This is a genomic window from Streptomyces sp. NPDC043738, assembly GCF_056436545.1.
In genome coordinates this window covers 96,863-118,734 of the sequence record NZ_JBWKCJ010000010.1, presented here as the reverse complement: position 1 = coordinate 118,734, position 21,872 = coordinate 96,863, and the positions used below count along the sequence as shown (strand labels likewise).

The 21,872-nt window shown below is 72.5% G+C and carries 16 protein-coding genes; 11 read left to right on the top strand and 5 right to left on the bottom strand.

Annotated elements, in window-relative coordinates:
- The first annotated feature begins 344 nt into the window (after window positions 1–344).
- From AC0680_RS16045 to alc, 8 genes are all read left to right on the top strand, one after another.
- Entirely contained in the window at window positions 345–614 is a 270-nt protein-coding gene (locus AC0680_RS16045; protein ID WP_384431191.1) for a hypothetical protein, read from the top strand.
- Window positions 615–620: 6 nt separating this feature from the next.
- Window positions 621–2,753, top strand: a complete 2,133-nt coding sequence (gene malQ / locus AC0680_RS16040; RefSeq protein ID WP_478628768.1) for a 4-alpha-glucanotransferase — start codon at window positions 621–623, stop codon at window positions 2,751–2,753.
- A 130-nt stretch (window positions 2,754–2,883) separates the two neighbouring features.
- Window positions 2,884–4,572, top strand: coding sequence for an alpha-L-fucosidase (locus AC0680_RS16035; RefSeq protein WP_478628765.1), 1,689 nt, complete (start codon window positions 2,884–2,886; stop codon window positions 4,570–4,572).
- A 59-nt stretch (window positions 4,573–4,631) separates the two neighbouring features.
- Window positions 4,632–4,874, top strand: a complete 243-nt coding sequence (locus AC0680_RS16030) for a hypothetical protein (protein ID WP_384431200.1) — start codon at window positions 4,632–4,634, stop codon at window positions 4,872–4,874.
- 271 nt (window positions 4,875–5,145) lie between these two features.
- On the top strand, window positions 5,146–6,123 hold the full coding sequence (locus tag AC0680_RS16025; RefSeq protein ID WP_478628761.1) for an acyl-ACP desaturase: 978 nt from the start codon (window positions 5,146–5,148) through the stop codon (window positions 6,121–6,123).
- Window positions 6,124–6,246: 123 nt separating this feature from the next.
- Window positions 6,247–7,248 carry a DMT family transporter gene (locus AC0680_RS16020; protein WP_478628758.1) on the top strand — a complete coding sequence of 334 codons (1,002 nt, stop codon included), beginning with the start codon at window positions 6,247–6,249 and terminating at the stop codon, window positions 7,246–7,248.
- Window positions 7,249–7,277: 29 nt separating this feature from the next.
- The gene (locus AC0680_RS16015) at window positions 7,278–8,252 is read left to right on the top strand and encodes a LysR family transcriptional regulator (protein WP_478628756.1); all 975 of its coding nucleotides are present in this window, start codon (window positions 7,278–7,280) and stop codon (window positions 8,250–8,252) included.
- A 131-nt stretch (window positions 8,253–8,383) separates the two neighbouring features.
- Window positions 8,384–9,535 (top strand): allantoicase, encoded by a 1,152-nt coding sequence (gene alc, locus AC0680_RS16010; RefSeq protein ID WP_478628753.1) that lies wholly within the window; start codon window positions 8,384–8,386, stop codon window positions 9,533–9,535.
- A 179-nt stretch (window positions 9,536–9,714) separates the two neighbouring features.
- On the opposite strand, the gene pepN (AC0680_RS16005) is transcribed toward alc, so the two are convergent.
- Window positions 9,715–12,279 carry an aminopeptidase N gene (gene pepN, locus AC0680_RS16005; RefSeq protein WP_478628752.1) on the bottom strand — a complete coding sequence of 855 codons (2,565 nt, stop codon included), beginning with the start codon at window positions 12,277–12,279 and terminating at the stop codon, window positions 9,715–9,717.
- A 185-nt stretch (window positions 12,280–12,464) separates the two neighbouring features.
- On the opposite strand from pepN (AC0680_RS16005), the gene AC0680_RS16000 reads away from it, so the two are divergent.
- Window positions 12,465–12,989, top strand: a complete 525-nt coding sequence (locus AC0680_RS16000) for a DUF1203 domain-containing protein (RefSeq protein ID WP_478628749.1) — start codon at window positions 12,465–12,467, stop codon at window positions 12,987–12,989.
- Between the two features lie 75 nt (window positions 12,990–13,064).
- Here the strand turns inward: AC0680_RS16000 and AC0680_RS15995 are convergent, their stop codons facing one another.
- Window positions 13,065–14,096 (bottom strand): aspartate-semialdehyde dehydrogenase, encoded by a 1,032-nt coding sequence (locus AC0680_RS15995; RefSeq protein WP_478628746.1) that lies wholly within the window; start codon window positions 14,094–14,096, stop codon window positions 13,065–13,067.
- A 444-nt stretch (window positions 14,097–14,540) separates the two neighbouring features.
- On the opposite strand from AC0680_RS15995, the gene AC0680_RS15990 reads away from it, so the two are divergent.
- On the top strand, window positions 14,541–16,286 hold the full coding sequence (locus tag AC0680_RS15990; RefSeq protein WP_478628743.1) for a TIGR03767 family metallophosphoesterase: 1,746 nt from the start codon (window positions 14,541–14,543) through the stop codon (window positions 16,284–16,286).
- Window positions 16,287–16,327: 41 nt separating this feature from the next.
- Here AC0680_RS15990 and AC0680_RS15985 read toward each other — a convergent pair whose 3' ends face one another.
- A complete protein-coding gene (locus tag AC0680_RS15985; RefSeq protein WP_478628741.1) occupies window positions 16,328–17,350 on the bottom strand; it encodes a hypothetical protein in 1,023 nt (340 codons plus the stop codon).
- Between the two features lie 124 nt (window positions 17,351–17,474).
- Window positions 17,475–20,063: an aminopeptidase N gene (gene pepN / locus AC0680_RS15980; protein ID WP_478628739.1), complete on the bottom strand. Its 2,589-nt coding sequence runs from the start codon at window positions 20,061–20,063 to the stop codon at window positions 17,475–17,477.
- Window positions 20,064–20,196: 133 nt separating this feature from the next.
- On the opposite strand from pepN (AC0680_RS15980), the gene AC0680_RS15975 reads away from it, so the two are divergent.
- Window positions 20,197–20,841 carry a mycothiol-dependent nitroreductase Rv2466c family protein gene (locus AC0680_RS15975; RefSeq protein ID WP_478628736.1) on the top strand — a complete coding sequence of 215 codons (645 nt, stop codon included), beginning with the start codon at window positions 20,197–20,199 and terminating at the stop codon, window positions 20,839–20,841.
- Between the two features lie 155 nt (window positions 20,842–20,996).
- Here AC0680_RS15975 and AC0680_RS15970 read toward each other — a convergent pair whose 3' ends face one another.
- On the bottom strand, window positions 20,997–21,638 hold the full coding sequence (locus AC0680_RS15970; RefSeq protein WP_384431233.1) for a superoxide dismutase: 642 nt from the start codon (window positions 21,636–21,638) through the stop codon (window positions 20,997–20,999).
- Window positions 21,639–21,872 lie beyond the last annotated feature (234 nt).

Sequence of the window (21,872 nt, the reverse complement as noted above, 5' to 3'; positions counted from 1 at the left end):
CGCCCCGTATTCCCGCCGATGTCCGTTCGGACAGACCTTCGGCCGTGAGCCCACCATTGTGGCGGTGAGGGTGTCAACCGGGCGATGCCGGGGTCCGGACGGCTGTGCGGACGGGGGTTGCGGCCGGCGCTCCGGGCGGCCGTGCGCAAGGGGGCCGGTCCGCAGGAATTCCGTCGCGGGGGCCGGTTGCGACGCGTTCTGTGTGTCCGCGGGTGTCCCGGGCAGTGAAATCGCCTGTGTGGGGGATAATGTGACGTGGGTCACGTTTCGTGAGCAGATGCGTCTGCGATCGTGTCGAGTGGGTAGGGCCCACGTGTCCCACTATCGATGAACGGGAGGCCTTCGTGGCCGCGTCCGCTCAACTGCTCCTCGACGCTCTGTCCTCCAAACCGGGAGGTGCGACGATGGAGTCCGATCTCTTCGACGGGGTGTCCAACCCCGATTCCGGCCTGGACGGCTCCGGGTCCTTCAGCTTCGTCGAGCCGCCCCTGACCAGCGAGCCCCCGCTCGCCGACGCCGCGCCGCTGACCAGCGAGGTGCCGATCGCCGCCGAGCTGCCGCTGACCAGCGAGCCGACGGCCGCCGGCCTGGGCACGGAGTCCATGGAGGTCTGAGGGCCCATGGGGCGTGCTCGGCTCGCCCGGCTGTACGGCGTCGCCACGTCGTACACACCCGCACCGGGCAGGACCATCAAGACCGCCGACGACACCGTCGTCGCCGTGCTCGCCGCACTGGGGGTCGACGCCTCCACCCCGCACGCCGTACGCACCGCCCTGGCCGCGTACGAGGACGGACCGGGTCGCGCCCTGCTGCCGCCCACCGTCGTCGCCCGCCCGGGCCGGCCGCCCGACCTCGCCGGTCTCCCCGAGGGCACCGTCCTTCGGGTGGAGCCCGAGGACGGGGAGCCCCCCGGCGACCTGACCGGGTCCGAACCACGGGAGCTGGCCCGGCTGCCCCTGGGCGTCCATACGCTGCGCGCGCACGCCCCCGACGGGCGCCGCGCCCGCGCCCACCTGATCGTCGCGCCCGACCGGGTGCCCGCACCGCCCGGCCGCAGCCACGGCTTCCTGGTGCAGCTGTACTCCCTGCTGTCCCGGCAGTCCTGGGGCATGGGCGACCTCGGTGACCTCGCCGACCTCGCCGCCTGGTCCGGACGCGCGCTGGGCACCGGCTTCGTCCAGCTCAACCCGCTGCACGCGGCCGTCCCCGGTCCGCCCACCGACCCCTCGCCCTACCGCCCCTCCTCCCGCCGCTTCCCCGACCCGGTCCATCTGCGCATCGAGCACATCCCGGAGTACGCCCAGCTGACCGGCGCCGCCCGCTTACGGGCCGACGAGCTGGCCGCCCGGGCCGGTGCGCTGCGCGCCGAGGTGCTCGAGCGCGGCGCGCTGATCGACCGGGACGCGGTCTGGGCGCTCAAGCGCGAGGCCCTGGAGCTGCTGTCGGCGGTCCCGCTCACACCGGGCCGGCGGGCCGCGTACTGCGACTTCCTCGCCGAACAGGGGCAGCCGCTGGAGGACCACGCCACCTGGTGCGCGATCGCCGAGCGCCATGGCTCCGACTGGCGCGGCTGGCCCGCCGAACTGCGCGATCCGCGCTCCCCGGGCACGGCCCGGCTGCGGCCGCGGCTGCTGGCGCGGATCGACTTCCACTGCCGGCTCGCCTGGCTCACCGACCAGCAGCTGGCCGCCGCGCAGCGGGCCGCGCGGGACGCCGGGATGGGGGTCGGGCTGGTGCACGACCTCGCCGTCGGTGTCCACCCCTCCGGCGCCGACACCTGGGCGCAGCAGGACGCCTTCGCCGCGGGCATGTCCATCGGGGCGCCGCCCGACGCCTTCAACGCCCGCGGCCAGGACTGGGGCCTGCCGCCGTGGCGCCCGGACGCCCTGGCCGCCGCGGGCTACGCCCCGTACCGCGAGCTGCTGCGCGGACTGCTGCGGCACGCCGGCGCGTTGCGGATCGACCATGTGATGGGGCTGTTCCGGCTGTGGTGGGTGCCCGAGGGCCGGCCGCCGACCGAGGGCGCGTACGTCCGCTACGACGGTGAGGCGATGCTCTCGGTGCTCGCCCTGGAGGCCCGTCGGGCCGGCGCCGCGGTGATCGGCGAGGATCTGGGCACGGTCGAGCCGGGGGTGCGCGGCGAACTGGCCGAGCGGGGCGTCCTGGGCACGTCGGTGCTGTGGTTTGAGCGGGACTACGGGAACGGGGCCGGGGAGGGGGAGTCGGCCGCGGCCGGGGACGCCGCCGAGGCGGCCGCCCCACGGCCCGCCGCCGAGGCCCGCATCCTCGCCCCCGACGAGTGGCGCAGCGCCTGCCTGGCCACCGTCACCACCCACGACCTGCCGTCCACCGCGGCCCGCCTGACCGGTGAGGACGTCGCCCTGCGGGAACGGCTCGGGCTGCTGGCCGGGCCGCCGGAGCGGGAGCGCTCCCGGGCCGCCTACGAACTCGGCGAGTGGCTGGGGGAGTTGGTGCGGCGCGGGCTGCTTCCCGAGGGGGCGGGTGACGAGGAGGCGGCGGTCAAGGCCGTGCACCGCTTTCTGCTGCGCACCCCGGCGCGGATGGTCGGGGTGTGGCTGCCCGACGCGGTGGGCGACCGGCGCCCGCAGAACCTCCCGGGGACATGGGATGAATACCCGAACTGGCGCCTCCCGATCGCCGGCCCCGAGGGACGTCCGCAGACCATCGAAGAGCTGGCGGCATCGCCCCGACTCCACGCGCTGATGCGGGAACTGTCGCACGAACTGCGCTGAAGCCAGGTGCTGCGCACACCCTTCCGGTCTCCCGTGCCGTCCGGCACCATGCCCTGGACACCATCCAGACATCCGACCATTCGGGCCTGTGCTTGTGTGCTCGTCATGGTTCGGCGAGGTGGAGGGAACCATGGCTCCTCGCAGCATCCGGCGGACGCTGTGCGCGCTCGCGCTGACCGCGGCCGCCGCGCTCGTCCCCGTCCACAGCTCCCTGGCCCAGACGTCGCCGGCCGCCGGCCCCTGCGATCGGCCGGTACGCCCGGCCTCCCAGATGGCCGTCGAGCCCTGCGACACCCCCGGCCGGATCATCGACAAGGCCGCCCACATCGTGCCCACCAAGGGGCAACTCGCCTGGCAGCGGCGGGAGGTCACCGCCTTCACGCACTTCGGGATGAACACCTTCACGGGCCGTGAATGGGGATCCGGCGCCGAGGACGAGAAGCTCTTCGACCTCTTGGGGCCCGCCCGCTCCGGCTCCTTGCGGATGGACGCCGACCAGTGGATGCGCGCGTACAAGGCGGCCGGTGCCGAGCAGGTGATGCTGACCGCCAAGCACCACGACGGCTTCGTGCTCTATCCGAGCCGCTACACCCCGCACTCCGTCGCCGCGAGCCCCGGCCGGCCCGATGTCGTCGGCGCCTATGTCAAGGCCGCGCGCCGGGCCGGGCTGAAGGTCGGGATCTACCTCTCGCCGTCCGACGGCGCCGAGCTGCCGCACGCCTGGCACGCCCGGTGGGTCGAGGAGATCCGCGAGAAGCAGCAGGAGGGCAGGCCGCTCAGCCTGCCCGAGCGGGTCGCGCTGGAGGACGGTGCACACGCACCGCGCGGCCTGGGCCGGTTCGGCAACGGCAGCCAGGTCACCGAGCGCACCATCCCCACCCTGGTCCCCGGCGACGACCGGGCCGCCACCGTCCGCAGCGGCCGGCTGCCCGTCTTCCACGTCCGGGCGGACGACTACGACGCGTACTACCTCAATCAGGTCTACGAGTTGTTCACCCAGTACGGGCCCCTCGACGAGCTGTGGGTGGACGGCGCGAACCCCTGGACGGACTCCGGCATCACCCAGAAGTACCAGGTCGCTCAGTGGTTCCGGCTGATCCACCGGCTCTCCCCGGACACCGTGGTCTTCGCCGGGCCGCAGGGCGCCCGCTGGGTCGGCAACGAAAGCGGCGTGGCCCGCGAGACGGAGTGGAGCGTCACCCCCTCCGCGGCCGACCCGTGGACCGTCATGGCCGGCGGGCTGCCCAACGACTCCACCGACCCCGACATCGGCTCCCGCGCCCGGCTGCTGGCGCCCACCACCAGGTACCTCCAGTGGTACCCGGCCGAGGCCGATGTCTCGCTGCGGCCGGGCTGGTTCCACCACCCCGGTGAACGGCCCAAGACGCCGGCGCAGTTGATGGACCTGTACGAAAGGAGCGTGGGCCGCAACGCCTCGCTGCTGCTGAACGTCCCGCCCGCCAGGGACGGCCGGATCGCCGCCGAGGACGTCGCCTCGCTCACCGCCTTCGGTACGGCCGTGCGCGAGACCTACGGCAGGGACCTGCGGGCGGCCGGGCCGGGGCCCTGGACCTTCGACCGGATCGGGCTCGCGGAGGACATCCGCCACGGCCAGCGGGTCGAGCGCTTCGCCGTACAGGCGCGGACCGGCGGGACGTGGACGACGCTCGCGCGCGGCACCACCATCGGGCACCGGCGGATCCTCGCGCTGCCGCGGCCGGTGACGGCGGACGCCCTACGGGTCGTCGTCGAGGAAGCCCGCGGGCGGACCCGCCTGGCACCCGTGACGCTCCACCTGCGCCGGGGAGCGGGCGGCTGAGGGGCCCGTTGCGCCACCCCGGGCGCGCGGGGCGGCGGGGCGTCCGATACGTTGACTTCGTGAGCAACAAGGTCAATAAGAATGTCCTGCGCGCCGGAACCATCACCGCCGGCACCGCGCTGCTGCTGCTGATGTCGTCCCCCGCGTTTGCGCTCGCCCGCGACGACGGTGACGACCCGGGTCCGGGCCTGAGCGTGATCGAGACGCTCGGCCTCTATGTCGTAGCCCCCATCGTGATCTTCCTGATCATCGCCGGACTGGTCATGGTGAGTGACAAGTCCCGCAAGCAGGCCAAGTCCTAGGACCTGCTCGCCCGACGGCCGCCGCTGCGGCCGGCACGGGTACCAGCGACGCCTCAAGGGCGCCCATCGGTGACAAGAACCGAGGGGCGCCCTTTGTCGTACCCGGATATTTCCGCAGGTGAAAAAGGGGTTGCGAGGCGGCTATCGAGCGATTTTCGGCCGGTTTGCGAGGGGCCGGCGTTTAACCGGCCCTAACCTACGATGACGTAACCTACGCAGCCGTAGGTCAAACCTACGGCCCCGTAGGTCATCGTCCCCCTGGAGTTCCCCCGTGACCATCGCCCCCGCCCGCCATAACGGAGAGCGCGGCCAGGCCGCCTGGAGCGACGCCCAGCTGCTCTACGCACTCGAAGAGGTCGTCGAGAAGGAACTCAACCGGCACGAGAAGGTCGCCAAGGAGTGGATGCCCCACCAGTACGTCCCCTGGAGCGACGGCCGGAACTTCCCCGGGGTGCTGGAGGGTGGCGAGGCCTGGGCTCCCGAGCAGTCCAAGGTCACCGAGATCGGCCGGATCGCGTTGGTGGTCAACCTCCTCACCGAGGACAACCTCCCCAGCTACCACCACGAGATCGCCACCCTCTTCGGGCGCGACGGCGCCTGGGGCACCTGGGTGCACCGCTGGACCGCCGAGGAGGGCCGGCACGGCATCGTGATGCGCGACTACCTCCTCACCAGCCGGGCCGTCGACCCCGACGAGCTGGAGCGGTTCCGCATGGCCCACATGTCGGAGGGCTTCGAGTCCGACAACTCGCACAGCATGCTGCACTCGGTGGCCTACGTCGCCTTCCAGGAGCTGGCCACCCGCATCTCGCACCGCAACACCGGCCACCACTCCGGTGACCCGGTCTGCGACCGGATGCTCGCCCGGATCGCCGCGGACGAGAACCTCCACATGCTCTTCTACCGCAACCTCCTGGGCGCGGCGTTCGAGCTGGCCCCCGACCAGACCATGTGCGCCGTACGCGACGTGGTCACCGGCTTCCGGATGCCCGGCCACGGCATGCCCGGCTTCGAGCGCGCCGCCGCCCGGATGGCCATCGGCGGGATCTACAACCTGCGCATCCACCACGACGACGTGCTGCAGCCGGTGCTGCGCTATCTGAAGGTGCTGGAGATCGGCGGTCTGGGTGCCGCCGGCCTGGCGGCGCAGGAGGAGCTGGGGCTGTACATGAACGGCCTGGACAGCCAGGCCCGGAAGTTCGACGAGCGGCAGGCGGCGATCCTCGCCCGTCGGCAGGCCCGCGGGTAAGGCGGCCACCGGCCGCACATCACCTTTCAGTTTGCCTAAAAGGTTCGATCGAAATTATTCGATGGACCTGATGGGTTCGGGGCTGCCACGGTGGAGGCTCACCACCACCGAGGAGAGGAAGCCGTGGCAGTCCTGGAGCGCGTCCGTAGGCACCGCACACCCTCCGCGCAGGGCGGGAGCACTCCCGCGCGGGCGGGGGAGGAGCCAAGGGCGGGGGCGACGTCGCGAGCGGGGGCGGGCCTGGCCCTCGCCCTGGCGGCGACCGTGGTCTGGTCCGGCAACTTCGTCATCGCCCGGGCCCTGCACGACACCGTCCCGCCCGTCCAGACCGCCTTCTGGCGCTGGATCATCGCGCTGCTCGCGGTCGCACCGCTCGCCCTCACGCAGGTCCGCCGCCAGTGGCCGGCGATCCGCCGGCACCTCGGATTCCTGACGCTGGCCGCCCTGTTGGGCGTCACCTGCTTCAACACCCTCATCTACCAAGCCGGGCGCTCCACTTCGGCCACCAACATGGCCATGATCGCGGCCGCCTCGCCGATGATGATCGCCCTCTTCGACCTCGTCGGCGGGCGGCGCGGCGGGCCCCGCGAGCGGCTCGGCGCGCGCCGGGCGGCCGGCATGCTGATCGCGCTGCTCGGCGTCGTCACCCTGGTCGGCAAGGGCTCACCGGCCGCCCTGTGGCAACTCGACTTCACCGCCGGCGACCTGTGGATGCTCGCCGCGACCGCCACGTTCGCCGGCTACAGCGCCCTGCTGCGCCGCCGCCCCCCGGAGATCGGCGGGCGCGCCTTCCTGTTCATGACCTTCGCGCTGGGCGCGGCCATGCTGGCGCCCGCCTACGGCGTGAGCCTCGCCGTCGAGGGCGGCTTCACCCCCGGCGCCGCGACGGTCGGGCCGCTGCTCTACATAGGCCTGCTGTCCTCCGCCGTCGCCTACTTCACCTGGAACAAGGCGATCGCCCTGGTCGGCGCCGCCCGCGTCGGGGTCGTCTACTACCTCCAGCCGGTGTGCGTGGCGCTGCTCTCGACGGCCGTCCTGGGGGAGCCCGTCGGGCCCGTGCAACTGCTGTGCATGGCGCTGATCGTGGCCGGTGTCGCCCTGGGGGCGGCGGGCGCCCGGCGGTGAGCGCCGCGCCGGGTGCGTACGCTGCCCGCATGGCCGACTGGGACATCAAAAAGCTGCGTATCCTGCGCACCCTTCAAGAGCTGGGCACGGTCACCGCGACCGCCGAGGCGCTGCACATGACGCCCTCGGCGGTCTCGCAGCAGCTGACCGGGCTGGCCAAGTCGCTCGGGGTGACGCTGCTGGAGGCCCAGGGCCGGCGGGTGCGGCTGACCGACGCCGCGCAGCTGGTGCTGCGGCACGCCGAGGCGGTCTTCGCGCAACTGGAGCGCGCGGACGCGGAGCTGCTGGGCTACCTCCAGGGCGAGGCCGGCCAGGTGCGCCTCGGCGCGTTCTCCACGGCCATCCCCGCGCTGGTGGTCCCCGCCGTCCAGGAGCTGCGCCGCACCCACCCGGGCCTGTCCGTCGCCGTACGGGAGGCGGAGGCGGAGGCCGCCTACGAGCTGCTGGCGGAGGGCAGCGTCGACCTGGCGCTGTCGCTGGCCGCGCACGCCCCCACCCCGCGCGACCCGAAGTTCAGCCGGGTCGCGCTGCTCGCCGACCCGCTGGACGTGGCGCTGCCGGCCGGTCATCCGCTGGCCTCCGAGCCCGGACTGCGGCTGGCCGACCTGGCGGGCGAGCCCTGGATCTTCGGCAGCAGTGGGCCCTGGTCGCAGATCACCACCGCCGCCTGCGAGAACGCCGGGTTCGTGCCCGAGCAGGCGCACGCCGCCGCCGACTGGAGCGCGATCTGGGCGATGGTCGCGGCGGGCATGGGGGTGGCGCTGGTGCCCCGGATGGCGATGGCGGGCGGTATCGGCGCCTTCGGGGGCGGGGAGCCGGGCGGACGGGAGGGCCGCGCCCGGGTCGCGTTGCGGGTGCTGTCCGGGGACCAGCCGCGGCGCCATGTGGTCGCGGCCGTCCGGCGCGGCTCCGAAGGGGCGCCGGGGCTGGCCCGCGTGCTGGCCGCGCTCCGCCAGGCGGCCATCGCCCAGGCACCCCGCGAGGGCTACCACACCGGCGGCTGAACGGGCGGACCACTCCTCTCCCACCATTCAGCCCTGCTGAACATATTCCTCAAAAACTTTCGATGGACCTGTGGGGTGGTCCGCTGCGACGGTGGACCGGTCCGCACCACCCGGCACATCGAAGGGCAACGATGACCAACACCCCGGCCGACCCCACCGACCCGCACGCCAACGACGCCAACCCGTACGGCGGCGGAGACCCCTACGCCGACTACCGCGGCGGGGACTTCCCCTTCACCTCGCTCGTCGATCTCGCCGACCGCCGCTTCGGCGCCGGTGTGATCGCCGCGAACGACGAGTTCTTCGCCGAGCGCGAGAATCTGCTGAAGCCGACTCCGGCGGTCTTCGACCCCGAGCACTTCGGCCACAAGGGCAAGATCATGGACGGCTGGGAGACCCGGCGCCGCCGCGGCGCCGACGGCGAGAACCCCTTCCCGACCGACGACGAGCACGACTGGGCGCTGATCCGCCTCGCCGCCCCCGGCGTGATCCGCGGCGTCATCGTCGACACCGCCCACTTCCGGGGCAACTACCCCCAGCAGGTCACCGTCGAGGCGACGTCGCTGCCCGGCAGCCCCAGCCCCGAGGAGCTGCTCGCCGACGACGTGAAGTGGGAGGAGCTGGTACCGCGCACGCCCGTCCGCGGTCACGCCGCCAACGGCTTCGAGGTCACCGTCGAGCGCCGCTTCACGCACCTGCGCCTCAAGCAGCACCCCGACGGCGGTATAGCCCGCCTCCGGGTCCACGGCGAGGTCGTGCCGGACCCGGAGTGGCTCGATGTGCTCGGCACCCTCGACCTGGCCTCCGTCATGCACGGCGGCACCGTCGAGGACGCCTCCGACCGCTTCTACTCCTCGCCCACCCAGATCATCCAGCCCGATCTGTCCCGCAAGATGGACGACGGCTGGGAGAACCGCCGCCGCCGGGTCAAGGGCACCCACGACTGGGTGCGCTTCCGCCTCGCGGCCCAGGGCGAGATCCGCGCCGTCGAGATCGACACCGCCTACCTCAAGGGCAACTCCGCGGGCTGGGCCGCCCTGTACGGCTGTGACGCGGCCGTGGGCGACCCGGCCGACGACGCCGCGTGGTTCGAGATCCTGCCGCGCACGAAGCTGCAGCCCGACACCCCGCACCGCTTCGCGCTGCCGCGCCGGGTGAGGGCCACCCACGTACGGCTGGACGTCTTCCCCGACGGCGGCCTCGCCCGCATGCGGCTGCACGGCGACCTCACCGAAACCGGCCGCGCCGACCTGGTCCGCCGCTTCGACGAGCTCAGCGGCTGAGCCGCCCCCTGTTCGCCACCGGGCCCCGGTAGGAGGGGGCGGGGCCCGGCGCGCACTTCCCCCGCGCCCTTCGAGGAGCCGGGGGAGACCCCATCGCCCGGCGGACGGCAACGCATCTGGCGCCCGTCCGCCGGGCGGCACCACACTTCCGCGGTGGCCGGCGACTTCGCGGACCGGCCCTACGCCGCCGCGTCCGCCGCCTGCGCCTTCAGCGCCCGCTCGATACCCGCTCGCGACTCGGTGACCAGGCGGCGCAGTGCCGCGCTCGGTTCGGCCGAGGCCAGCCAGGCGTCGGTGGCGTCCAGGGTCTCGGGGGAGACCTGCAGCGCCGGGTAGAGGCCCACCGCGATCTGCTGGGCCATCTCGTGGCTGCGGGAGTCCCAGACGGACTTCACCGCGTCGAAGTACTTCGCGGTGTACGGCGCCAGCAGCTCCCGCTGGTCGGTCTGCACGAAGCCGCCGATGACGGCCTCCTGCACGGCGTTGGGGAGCTTGTCGGACTCCACGACCGAGGCCCAGGCCCCGGCCTTGGCCTCCTCGGTCGGACGGGCCGAGCGGGCCGTCGCCGCGTGCCGCTCGCCCGCCGAGGTCTTGTCCCGCTCCAGCTCCGCCGCGATGGCCTGCTCGTCCGCCCGGCCGGTGGCCGCCAGCCGCTGCAGCAACGACCAGCGCAGCTCGGTGTCCACCGCCAGCCCGGAGATCTCCGCCGTGCCGTCCAACAGCCCCTGGAGCAGGTCGAGTTGCTCGTCGGTACGGGCCGCGGCGGCGAACGCCCTGGCCCAGGCCAGCTGGTGGTCGCTGCCCGGCTCGGCCGCCCGCAGGTGCGCGAGGGCCGCGTCGGTCCAGACCGCCAGCCCCTGCTCGCGCCACTTCGGCGCCGCGTACAGGTCCAGCGCCAGCTTCACCTGGCGGTGCAGCGACTGCACGACACCGATGTCCGACTCCTTGCCGATGCCCGACAGCACCAGCGACAGGTAGTCACGGGTGGCCAGTTCGGCGTCCCGCGTCATGTCCCAGGCCGACGCCCACGACAGCGCACGCGGCAGCGACTCGGTGAAGTCCCCGAGGTGCTCGGTGACGACCTTCAGCGACTCCTCGTCCAGCCGGACCTTCGCATACGACAGGTCGTCGTCGTTGAGCAGGACGACGGCCGGCCGCCGCGTGCCCACCAGCTGCGGCACGGCGGTCCGCGCACCGTCGACGTCCAGCTCGATCCGCCCGGTGCGCACCAGCTTGCCGTCCTGCAGCTCGTAGGAGCCGATCGCGATCCGGTGCGGCCGCAGCACCGGCTCGCCCTTCGCGCCGGCGGGCAGCGCCGGAGCCTCCTGCCGGACCGCGAACGAGGTGATCACGCCGTCCGCGTCGACCTCGATCTCCGGCCGGAGGATGTTGATCCCGGCCGTCTCCAGCCACTTCCTGGACCAGGTCTTCAGATCGCGCCCGCTGGTCTCCTCCAGCGCGCCCAGCAGATCGCTCAGCCGGGTGTTGCCGTAGGCGTGCGCCTTGAAATAGGCCTGCACGCCCTTGAAGAACTCCTCCATGCCGACGTAGGCGACCAGCTGCTTGAGGACGCTGGCGCCCTTGGCGTAGGTGATGCCGTCGAAGTTCACCAGCACATCGTCGAGATCGCGGATCTCGGCCATGATCGGGTGCGTGGACGGCAGCTGGTCCTGCCGGTAGGCCCAGGTCTTCATGGAGTTGGCGAACGTCGTCCACGAGTGCGGCCACTTGCTGCCGGGCGCGTAGGCCTGGCAGGCGATGGAGGTGTACGTGGCGAACGACTCGTTCAGCCACAGGTCGTTCCACCACTCCATGGTGACCAGGTCGCCGAACCACATGTGCGCCAGCTCGTGCAGGATCGTCTCCGCCCGCACCTCGTACGCCGCGTCCGTCACCTTCGACCGGAAGACGTACTGGTCGCGGATGGTGACCGCGCCCGCGTTCTCCATCGCACCGGCGTTGAACTCCGGCACGAAGAGCTGGTCGTACTTCGCGAACGGGTAGGCGTAGTCGAACTTCTCCTGGAACCAGTCGAAGCCCTGCCGGGTGACCTCGAAGATCGCGTCCGCGTCCAGGTGCTCGGCCAGCGACGGCCGGCAGTAGATGCCCAGCGGCACCGACTGCCCGTCCTTCTCATAGGAGCTGTGCACGCTGTGGTACGGGCCGACGATCAGCGCGGTGACATACGTCGAGATCCGCGGCGTCGGCTCGAAGCGCCAGACGGTCCCGCTCGGCTCCGGCGTCGGGGAGTTGGAGATCACCGTCCAGCCCTCCGGGGCGTTCACGGTGAACTGGAACGTCGCCTTCAGGTCCGGCTGCTCGAACGAGGCGAACACCCGCCGCGCGTCCGGCACCTCGAACTGCGTGTAGAGGTAGGCCTGCTGGTCCACCGGATCCACGAAACGGTGCAGACCCTCGCCGGTGTTGGTGTAGGCGCAGTCCGCGACGACCGTCAGCTCGTTGCGGCCGGCCGGCAGCCCGCGCAGCGCGATCCGCGAGTCCTTGAACACCTCGTCCGGATCCAGCGCGGCGCCGTTGAGCACCACCTCGCGCACGGCCGGCGCCACCAGGTCGATGAAGGAGTCGGCGCCCGCCTCCGCGACATCGAACCGCACCGTCGTCGCGGACCGGTACGTGCCGCCTTCCTGCGCACCGGACAGGTCGAGATCGATCTCGTACGCGTCCACGGTCAGCAGCCGCGCCCGCGCCTGCGCCTCGTCGCGGGTCAGATTCGTGCCAGGCACCCGGTCATCTCCTTCGCATCGGTTGTCGCATCGGACTCTTCGGCCATCCTTCCACGCGGCCGGCGCTGTGACCCGTGAGTAGGGTGAGTGGCAGGCGCGAGCGCCGGGGCCGGGGAACGGCCCGCCACGAACGCGGCGTCCGAAAGCCGCCGGTAATCGCCGCCCACGCGGACGACGCTGGACGCATGACGACCTACACCCCGCACCCCATCCCCGCCACCGCGCTGAAGGAACTCCGCGTCGCCGACGACGCCGGGCGGCCCCTCGAGCCGTACCTCGCCCGCGAGGACGGCGTACCGGTGGACTCCGTCGGCAGCCCGCTGCGCTGCTGCCTTCGGGAGATCCGGGCCGGCGAGCGGGTCGCGCTGGTGTCCTATGCGCCGCTGCGCCGCTGGGCGGCCCGGACGGGAGCCGCTCCCGGCGCGTACGACGAACAGGGGCCGGTGTTCATCCACGCCGAGGAGTGCGCCGGGCCGGACGGGGACACCGCCGGCTACCCCTTCGCACGGCCCGGAGCGCTGCGGACCCTGCGCCGCTACGACGCCCGGGGGCAGATCGTCGGCGGGCGGCTCCTGGAGATCCCCCAGGACGCCGGGGCCGGGTTCGACGCGGCCTTCGCCGAGGCCTTCGCCGACCCGGAGGTGGCGCTGGTGCACGTACGCGCCGTCGAGTACGGCTGCTTCCAGTTCGAGGTCCGGCGGGCCGGCTGAGCCGCCCGCCGCCGAACGCGCGAGTGCCCGCACGGGACAGGGGTCCGTACGGGCACTCGGTGTGCTCGGGTGCGGTCAGCCGCGCAGCTCCGCGGCGACCAGCTCCGCGATCTGGACGGCGTTCAGCGCCGCGCCCTTGCGGAGGTTGTCGTTGGACAGGAACAGCGCCAGGCCGTTGTCGACGGTCTCGTCCCGGCGGATCCGGCCCACGAAGGACGCGTCCTGGCCGGCGGCCTGGAGCGGGGTGGGCACGTCGGAGAGGGCGACGCCGGGGGCGCCGGCCAGCACCTCCTGGGCGCGTGCCGGGCTGATCGGACGCGCGAAGCGGGCGTTGACCTGCAGCGAGTGGCCGCTGAAGACCGGGACGCGGACGCAGGTGCCGGACACCTTCAGCTCCGGGATCTCCAGGATCTTGCGGCTCTCGTGGCGGAGCTTCTGCTCCTCGTCGGTCTCGTTCAGACCGTCGTCGACGATCGAGCCGGCCATCGGCAGGACGTTGAAGGCGATCGGGCGGACGTACTTGTCCGGCGCGGGGAACTCCACGGCCGAGCCGTCGTGCGTCAGCTTGGTGGCGTCCTGCTCGACCGCCTTGCGGACCTGGCCGTCCAGCTCCTCGACACCGGCCAGACCGCTGCCGGAGACCGCCTGGTAGGTGGCGACGACCAGCGAGACCAGGCCGGCCTCGTCGTGCAGCGGGCGCAGCACCGGCATCGCGGCCATGGTCGTGCAGTTCGGGTTGGCGATGATGCCCTTGGGGCGGTCCGTGATCGCCTGCGGGTTGACCTCGGAGACGACCAGCGGCACCTGGGGGTCGCGGCGCCAGGCCGAGGAGTTGTCGATCACGACGGGGCCCGCGGCGGCGACCTTCTCCGCCAGCGCCTTGGACGTCGCGCCGCCGGCCGAGAACAGGACGATGTCGAGCCCGGAGTAGTCGGCGGTGGCCGCGTCCTCGATCGTGATCTCGGTGTCCTGCCACGGCAGGGTGCGTCCGGCGGACCGGGCCGAAGCGAACAGCCGCAGCTGCTCGACCGGGAAGTTCCGCTCGGCGAGAATGCCCCGCATCACGCCGCCGACCTGTCCGGTGGCTCCGACGATTCCGACCCTCATGGGACTCCTTCTTTCTGGCCTGGCTTCGGTGACTGCTCCAGAACACCTGCTCAGTAGTGCCTCCATCATGTGTGTGACACCCGTCGCCTTGTCCAATCCATTCCAGTCTGTGGAGGGTCGAGGGACCGGGTGGACACGCAGCGTACTCGGGTCGTAGTGGAGCGCGTTCGCCGGGTCGGGGTGTGGCCCTCCTGATACCCCGCGGAGTGAACGCACGGTGACCGCCGGTCGCACCCCCGGGCAGGGCCGTGTGGCGGGCCGGTGGCCGGCAGATCCCTGTGCGGTGATGGGTTCCCCGCGTTGCGGTGGCGTTCACGCGCAGGTCACTCCGGATGCCAACCATCCCTGGTGACAGGGCAGTTGTGCTGGAGGGCGACGAGCGGTCCCACTCCCGCCACCACTGGTCCCGGCCGCCTTTGCGTTCGCACTCGGGGAGCCTCGCGTATGTCCCGTATACGGTCCGCCGCCACTTTCGACCGCCGTACGTTCCTCGCCGCCACCGGAGCCGTCGGCGCCGCCACCGGGCTCGGGCTCGCCTTCGGCGTCGGCCCCGACCGGGCGGCGCAGGCCGCCACCGCCGCCCCCGGCCCGGCCCCGGCCGCGCCCGTCGCCGTCGACGCCCCCGCCGTCCCCCGGGTGCCCTACGCCAGGGGCACCACCCTCGGCTCCGCCGCCGCCCCGCGCGGCAGCGGGGGCTACCGCCGGCTCGCCGACGGCCCCGGCTGGGACCGGGTCGTGCGCGCCGAGCTGGCCGCCGCCCACGGCGGGCGCGAGCGGCGGCGCACCGCGCTGGCGTCGTTCGTGCAGTTCACCGACCTGCACCTGGTCGATGTGCAGAGCCCGCTGCGCTACGAGTACCTGCGCGCCGAGACCGCGAGCGCCTGGCGGCCGCAGGAGGCGCTGTCCGTCGCCGGCGTGGTCTCGCTGATCGAGCGGGTCAACGCGCTGCCCGGCGGGCCCGCCACCGGCGCCCCGCTGTCCTTCGTGATGACCACCGGCGACAACACCGACAACAACTCCAAGCTGGAGCTGGCGTGGTTCCTGACCGCGATGAGCGGCGGCCGGATCACCCCCAACTCCGGCGACCCGCGCCGCTACGAAGGCGTCCAGGACAGCGGGCTGAAGCTGTACTGGCAGCCGGACAGCGCACTGCGCGACGCCGACAAGCAGCTGGGCTTCCCGCGGCTGCACGGGTTCCTGGACGCAGCCATCCGCACGGTCCACAGCCCCGGGCTGCGGCTTCCTTGGTACTCCACGGTCGGCAACCACGACTCGCTGCCCGGCGGGTGCTACGCGCCCGGTGATCCGTTCTGGACCGAGGTCGCCACCGGGGGCCGCAAGCTGGAGACGCTGCCCGCCGCCGAGGCCGCCAAGGTGTGGAAGGCGGTCAAGAACGGCCTCGACCCCAAGGGCGAGGACTTCAAGCGGCTGCTGAAGAGCCACGCCCGGCAGGCCCGGAACGTCACCCCCGACCCGCGCCGCGCGCCCTTCACCCGCGCCGAGTACCTGCGCGCCCACCTCGACCCGGCGCACACCGGCCCCGGCCCGCACGGCCACGGCTACACCGCGGCGCACCTGGACTCCGGCCGCCTCTACTACACCTTCCGCGTCTCCGACGACGTCCTCGGCATCAGCCTGGACACCACCGACCCCGGCGGCCACTACACCGGCTCGGTCGGCGAGGCCCAACTGCGCTGGCTGGAGCGGACGCTGAAGCAGAACGAGCGGGGCGAGAAGGCGCATGTGCTGGTCTTCAGCCACCACACCAGCAAGACCATGAACAACACCCGGCCCGACCCGGCCCGGCCGCACGAGAAGCGGTACGGCGGCGCGGAGCTGGTCGAGCTGCTGGCCGCCCATCCCTCGGTCGTCGGCTGGATCAACGGCCACAGCCACAAGAACGACATCACCGCGCACGGCACCTTCTGGGAGGTCTCCACCGCTTCGCACATCGACTTCCCGCAGCTGGCCCGGGTCGTCGAGCTGGTGGACAACCACGACGGGACGCTGTCGCTGATCACCACGCTGGTGGAGTCGGCCGCCCCGCACCGCACGGACTTCACCGACCTCTCGCAGACCGGGCTGGCCGCCCTCTACCGCGAGCTGTCCTTCAACGCGCCCGCGGCCCGTACGGACCTGGTGGGCACGGCCCGGGACCGCAACGTCGAGCTGCTGCTCAAGCGGCGCTGACGGACGGGAACGGAGCCGGAGGCGGGGACGGAGCCGGGCTCTCAGCGCGGCAGCGCCACCACATAGGCGCTCGGCTCCCGTTCCGGCGCCGCCATCAGGGCGGTACGGACCACCGCGGCCTGTTCCGCGGGGGCCTCGCGCAGGGTGCGCGGCAGGCAGCGGACGACGGTGATGCCCAGCCGCTCCAGATGCTCGCGCTTGTGGTCGAAGGCCGAGTGCAGCGGGTCCTCCTCGGGGCGCGGTGCACGGGTGTCGATCTCCAGGGCCACCGCGTGCTCCGGCCAGTAGGCGTCCACGCCGCCCAGGTGCGGCCCGCCCGGCAGCCGCAGATCGACGTTCCACAGCGGCTCGGACAGGCCGTGCTCGCGCACCATGGCGTACAGCCGCTGCTCGGCCAGCGCCCGGCCCTCGGCGAGCAGGGCGTCGACCGCGTCCACCACGTGCGGCCGGGTCAGCAGCCGCGCCCGGCTCAGCTCCCGTACCACCGCGCTCGCCTCGCTGTGGCCGCCGCGCACCGCCTCGGTCAGCAGCCGGCGCACCGCCGCGGCGTCGTTGAGCCCGGCGACCGCGTCGGCCAGCGCGCGGGGCACCGGCGCGGTGGGCACGCCGGTGACCTGCTGCGGTACCGGCAGGTCCACGGCCCGGACGACCTGCGCGAAACCGGTCGAGCGCAGCCGCCGGGTGCGGGCGACCAGCACCTCGATGCGGTCCAGCACGAGCAGCGGGGGAGCCTCGGAGAAGCCGTGCAGGGCGAGCGCCGCCAGACCGGTGATCATCGCTTCGGGGGCGTCGCCGGACCCGCCGGGCTGGCGGGGCACGGACGGCCCCCGGTGGCTGGCGTACAGCAGCACCGCCTGCAGCCGCTCCTCGCTGGTGGGCGGCCCCGGGTGGAGCAGGTAGACGCCCGGCAGGACCTGCTGCCAGCAGCCGCCGGGGCGGCAGCGCTCGGTCAGCTCCGCCGCCGGGACGCCGTGCTCACGCAGCTGACGGGTGGTCAGCACCCGGCTGCGGAGCCCGGAGAGGTGCTGGAGGGGGAGGGGGGAGAGCGGGGTGTCGTGGTTCATGACCGCGAGATTCCCGCACCCGCTCCGCCCCCTAACCGCTGTTACACGCCCGTACCTCAAACCGGACAATCCTGGGCTAAAGTACGGGCGTTCGACTGCCGAAAAGGGCTGGTGGCAGCCGGGGTTACGGCCTGGGCCCGGCCGCCTCGTCACAAGCCTGTGCGCGCAGCGCCCGGGCGAGGTCGTCCCGCTCCTCCAGCACCAGCCGGCGCAGCGCGGGCGCCGCCTGGGCGTGCGCGGCCAGCCAGCCGTCCGCGGCCTCCAGGGTGGCGCGCTCCACCAGCCACGCCGGGAACAGCCCGCGCACCACGTCCATCGCGATCTCGATGGACCGCTCCCGCCACACCCGCTCGATCGCCGCGAAATAGCGCGGGGCGTACGACGTCAGCAACTCCCGCTGCCCGGGCTGCGCGAAACCGGCGATGGTCGCCTCCACCAGGGCGTTGGACAGCGCGTCGGACTCCACCACGTCCGCCCACGCCTGCGCCTTGACCTCCGCCGACGGGCGGGCCGCCAGGCAGCGCACCTGGTGGCGCTTGCCGGAGGCGGTGTCGTCCCGGGCCAGCTCCGCGGCGATCACGTCCTCGTCCGCGAGGCCGTGCGCGGCCAGCGGCTCCAGGAACGACCAGCGCAGCTCCTGGTCCACCTCCAGGCCGTCGATCTTCGCCGTGCCGTCCAGCAGGCCCTCGAGCAGCTGGAGGTCGGCGGGGGTGGTGGCGACCGCGGCGAAGTGCCGGGCCCAGGTCAGCTGGTGGTCGCTGCCCGGATCGGCCAGCCGCAGCTCGTGCAGCGCGCCCTCGGCCAGTTCGCGGGCGGCCGCCTCGCGGCGGTCCGGCGCGCAGTAGTGCTCCAGCGCCGTCTGGGCCTGCCCGTGCAGCGACTGCAGTACGCCGATGTCGGTCTCCTGGCCGGCGAACCGCCGCACCAGGTTGAGGTAGTCGCGGGTCGGCATCAGGCCGTCGCGGGTCAGGCCCCACAGCGCCGCCCAGCACAGCGCCCGCGCCATCGGGTCGGGCAGGTCGCCGAGGCGGGCCCGCAGCGTGGCCAGCGACCCCTCGTCGAACCGGACCTTGCAGTACGTCAGGTCCTCGTCGTTGACCAGGATCAGCTCGGGCCGCTCGGAGCCGGCCAGCTCCGGCACGGCCGTCCGCGGCCCGGTGACGTCGACCTCGGCGCGGGCGTAGCGCACCAGCGCCGAGTCCGCGTCCAGGCGGCGGTAGAGGCCCACCGCGACCCGGTGCGGCCGCAGCTCCGGGTGCTCCGGGGCCGCCTCCTGCAGGATGCTCAGCTCGGTGATCCGGTCGTGTGCGTCATAAGTGACCTGAGGGGTCAGTGAGTTGACGCCCGCGGTCTCCAGCCAGGACCGCGACCAGGCCGCCATGTCCCGGCCCGACGTCTCCTCCAGCACCGCCAGCAGGTCCGCCAGCCGGGTGTTGCCGTACGCGTGGCGCTTGAAGTAGCGCCGAGCGCCCTCCAGGAACGCGTCCTGGCCCACGTACGCCACCAGCTGCTTGAGCACCGCGGCGCCCTTGGCGTAGGTGATGCCGTCGAAGTTGAGCTTGGCGTCCTCCAGGTCGCGGATGTCGGCGGTGACCGGGTGGGTGGAGGGCAGCTGGTCGGCGCGGTAGGCCCAGGACTTGCGGCGGTTGGCGAAGGTGATCCAGCCGCCTGTGAAGCGGGTCGCCTCCACCTGCGCGAAGGCGCCCATGAAGTCCGCGTAGGACTCCTTGAGCCACAGGTCGTCCCACCACTGCATGGTCACCAGGTCGCCGAACCACATGTGCGCCATCTCGTGCAGGATGACGTTGGCCCGGCGCTCGTAGGACGCCTCGGTCACCTTCCCGCGGAAGACGAACTCCTCGCGGAAGGTGACACACCCCGGGTTCTCCATCGCACCGAGGTTGTACTCCGGTACGAACGCGGTGTCGTACTTCCCGAAGGGGTAGGGGAAGTCGAAGTGCTCGTGGAAGAAGTCCAGGCCCTGCTTGGTGACGGTGAAGACGTCGTCCGCGTCGAAGTGCTTGGCCAGCCCCTTGCGGCACAGCGCGCCCAGCGGGACGACCAGTTCGGTGCCGTCGTCGAAGGTGCGGCGGTAGCTGTCGGTGACGTAGTGGTACGGGCCGGCGACGACGGCCGTGATGTACGTGGAGATCGGCCGGGTCCGCGCGAACCGGTGCGTCCCGGCCTCGGCGTCGCCCTCCTGGGCGCCGTTGCTGAGCACCACCCACCCCTCGGGAGCGGTCACCTCGAAGGTGAACGGGGCCTTCAGGTCGGGCTGTTCGAAGTTGGCGAACACCCGGCGCGCGTCGGCCGGCTCGTACTGGGTGTAGAGGTAGACCTCGCCGTCCTCGGGGTCGACGAAGCGGTGCAGCCCCTCGCCGGTGCGGCTGTAGGCGCACTGCGCGTCGACGACGAGGGTGTTCTCGGCGGCCAGGCCGTCCAGCGCGATCCGGGTGCCGTCGAAGACTGCCGCGGGGTCCAGCTCCCGCCCGTTGAGGGTGACGGAGGTGACCGACGGCGCCAGCAGGTCCGCGAACGTCGACGCGCCCGGCTCGGCGCAGCGGAAGCGGATGGCCGTACGGGACCGGAACGTGGCCGCGGCCTGCCCCTGCCCGACCGCTGAGCGGACGTCGAGCGCCACGTCGTAGGCGTCGACGCTCAGCAGTCGACCCCGCTCACGTGCCTCGTCCCGGGACAGATTCTCACCTGGCACGACGTGACTCCCTCGTCCTCGTCTCGAATATCGAACACGGGGAATCATGGCACGCCCCCCGACGGTTGAACCTGCCACCGGACAGCACGACCGAGAACAGACCCAGCACGGCTTGCCTGAGGAGACGAGACCCTTGTCCGAAACCGCGAAGACCCCGGCAGACTTCTGGTTCGACCCGCTGTGCCCCTGGGCCTGGCTGACCTCCCGCTGGATGCTGGAGGTGGAGAAGGTCCGCCCGGTCGAGGTGCGCTGGCATGTGATGAGCCTGGCCGTTCTCAACGAGGACAAACTCGACACGCTGCCGGAGGAGTACCGCGCGAACATGCGCCCGGGCGGCAAGGCCTGGGGCCCGGTCCGGGTGGTGATCGCCGCCCAGCAGCTGCACGGCGACGAGGCCGTGGGCCGGCTCTACACCGCGCTCGGCACCCGCTTCCACGACGAGGGCCTCGGTGTGAACCCCGAGAGCATCGCCGCCGCCCTCGAAGACGCCGGCTTGCCCGCCGACCTGATCGAGTACGCCGACAAGGACACCTACGACACACAGCTGCGCGCCTCCCACAAGGAGGGCATCGACCTGGTCGGCCAGGAGGTCGGCACCCCGGTCATCGCGGTCCCCGGATCCGACGGCGAGCAGATCGCCTTCTTCGGCCCGGTCGTCACCCCGGCCCCCAAGGGCGAGCAGGCCGCCAAGCTGTGGGACGGCACGCTGATGGTGGCGTCGATCCCCGGCTTCTACGAGATCAAGCGGACGCGGACCCAGCCGCCGGTCTTCGGCTGACGTCCGGACCGCGCCGTCGGCGCATGGGCGAGGCCCCACGAGTCACTCCCCCAGCTATCGCTGGGAGGTGCCCCCACTCGTGGGGCCTCGCCGTTACTCCGCCCGCCCGGCGAAAGGTGAGAAGACGATCACGAGGCGGGACGCATCCTGGGCGGCTACGGCGCCAGCAGCAGGTTGTGGGCGCGCTCCTTGGCGGCCGTGTAGCGCTTGGCCACGTCCTGCCAGTTGACGACCTGCCACATGGCCTCGATGAAGTCCACCTTCTGGTTCTTGTACTGCAGGTAGAACGCGTGCTCCCAGGCGTCGAAGACCAGGATCGGAACCGAGCCCTGACCGACGTTGCCCTGGTGGTCGTAGATCTGCTCGACGATCAGCCGGCCGGTCACCGGCTCGTAGGCCAGCACGCCCCAGCCGGAGCCCTGGGTGGTGGCCGAGGCCTTGGTCAGCTGGGCCTTGAACTTCGCGAACGAGCCGAAGGACTCGGCGATCGCGTCGGCCAGCTCGCCCACCCCGTCCTTCTCCAGCGGCTCACCGCCGCCGTCGCCGGTCATGTTGTGCCAGTAGATGCTGTGCAGGATGTGGCCGGAGAGGTGGAACGCGAGGTTCTTCTCCAGGCCGTTGATGCTGCCCCACTGGTCCTTGTCGCGCGCCTCGGCGAGCTGCTCGAGGGTGTCGTTGGCGCCCTTCACATACGCCGCGTGGTGCTTGTCGTGGTGCAGCTCGATGATCTCGGGGCTGATGACCGGCGCCAGCGCCGAGTAGTCGTAGGGGAGTTCCGGAAGTGTGTAGGTCGCCATGCCGATCCCGCCTCCAAGCTGCGTACATGCAGTAGTAGCAGTGCAGTAGTTGCAATCGATGTGCAAGAGCACGCTATCAGCAGGAATGATCTCCGGTCGGTTGCGGGCGGTTTCCTGGTCCCAAAGACGGAGGCGGGGGGGGGGGGGGGGGGGGGGGGGGGGGGGGGGGGGGGGGGGGGGGGGGGGGGGGGGGGGGGGGGGGGGGGAGGGGGGTGGGGTTCGGGTGGTGGGTTT

What these genes read in the sequence shown, in the direction of transcription:
- malQ (WP_478628768.1), top strand. Translation starts at nt 621, where the DNA reads ATGGGGCGTGCTCGGCTCGCCCGGCTGTACGGCGTCGCCACGTCGTAC.
- AC0680_RS16035 (WP_478628765.1), top strand. Translation starts at nt 2,884, where the DNA reads ATGGCTCCTCGCAGCATCCGGCGGACGCTGTGCGCGCTCGCGCTGACC.
- AC0680_RS16015 (WP_478628756.1), top strand. Translation starts at nt 7,278, where the DNA reads ATGGCCGACTGGGACATCAAAAAGCTGCGTATCCTGCGCACCCTTCAA.
- alc (WP_478628753.1), top strand. Translation starts at nt 8,384, where the DNA reads ATGACCAACACCCCGGCCGACCCCACCGACCCGCACGCCAACGACGCC.
- AC0680_RS16000 (WP_478628749.1), top strand. Translation starts at nt 12,465, where the DNA reads ATGACGACCTACACCCCGCACCCCATCCCCGCCACCGCGCTGAAGGAA.
- AC0680_RS15995 (WP_478628746.1), bottom strand. Translation starts at nt 14,096, where the DNA reads ATGAGGGTCGGAATCGTCGGAGCCACCGGACAGGTCGGCGGCGTGATG.
- AC0680_RS15990 (WP_478628743.1), top strand. Translation starts at nt 14,541, where the DNA reads ATGTCCCGTATACGGTCCGCCGCCACTTTCGACCGCCGTACGTTCCTC.
- AC0680_RS15985 (WP_478628741.1), bottom strand. Translation starts at nt 17,350, where the DNA reads ATGAACCACGACACCCCGCTCTCCCCCCTCCCCCTCCAGCACCTCTCC.
- AC0680_RS15970 (WP_384431233.1), bottom strand. Translation starts at nt 21,638, where the DNA reads ATGGCGACCTACACACTTCCGGAACTCCCCTACGACTACTCGGCGCTG.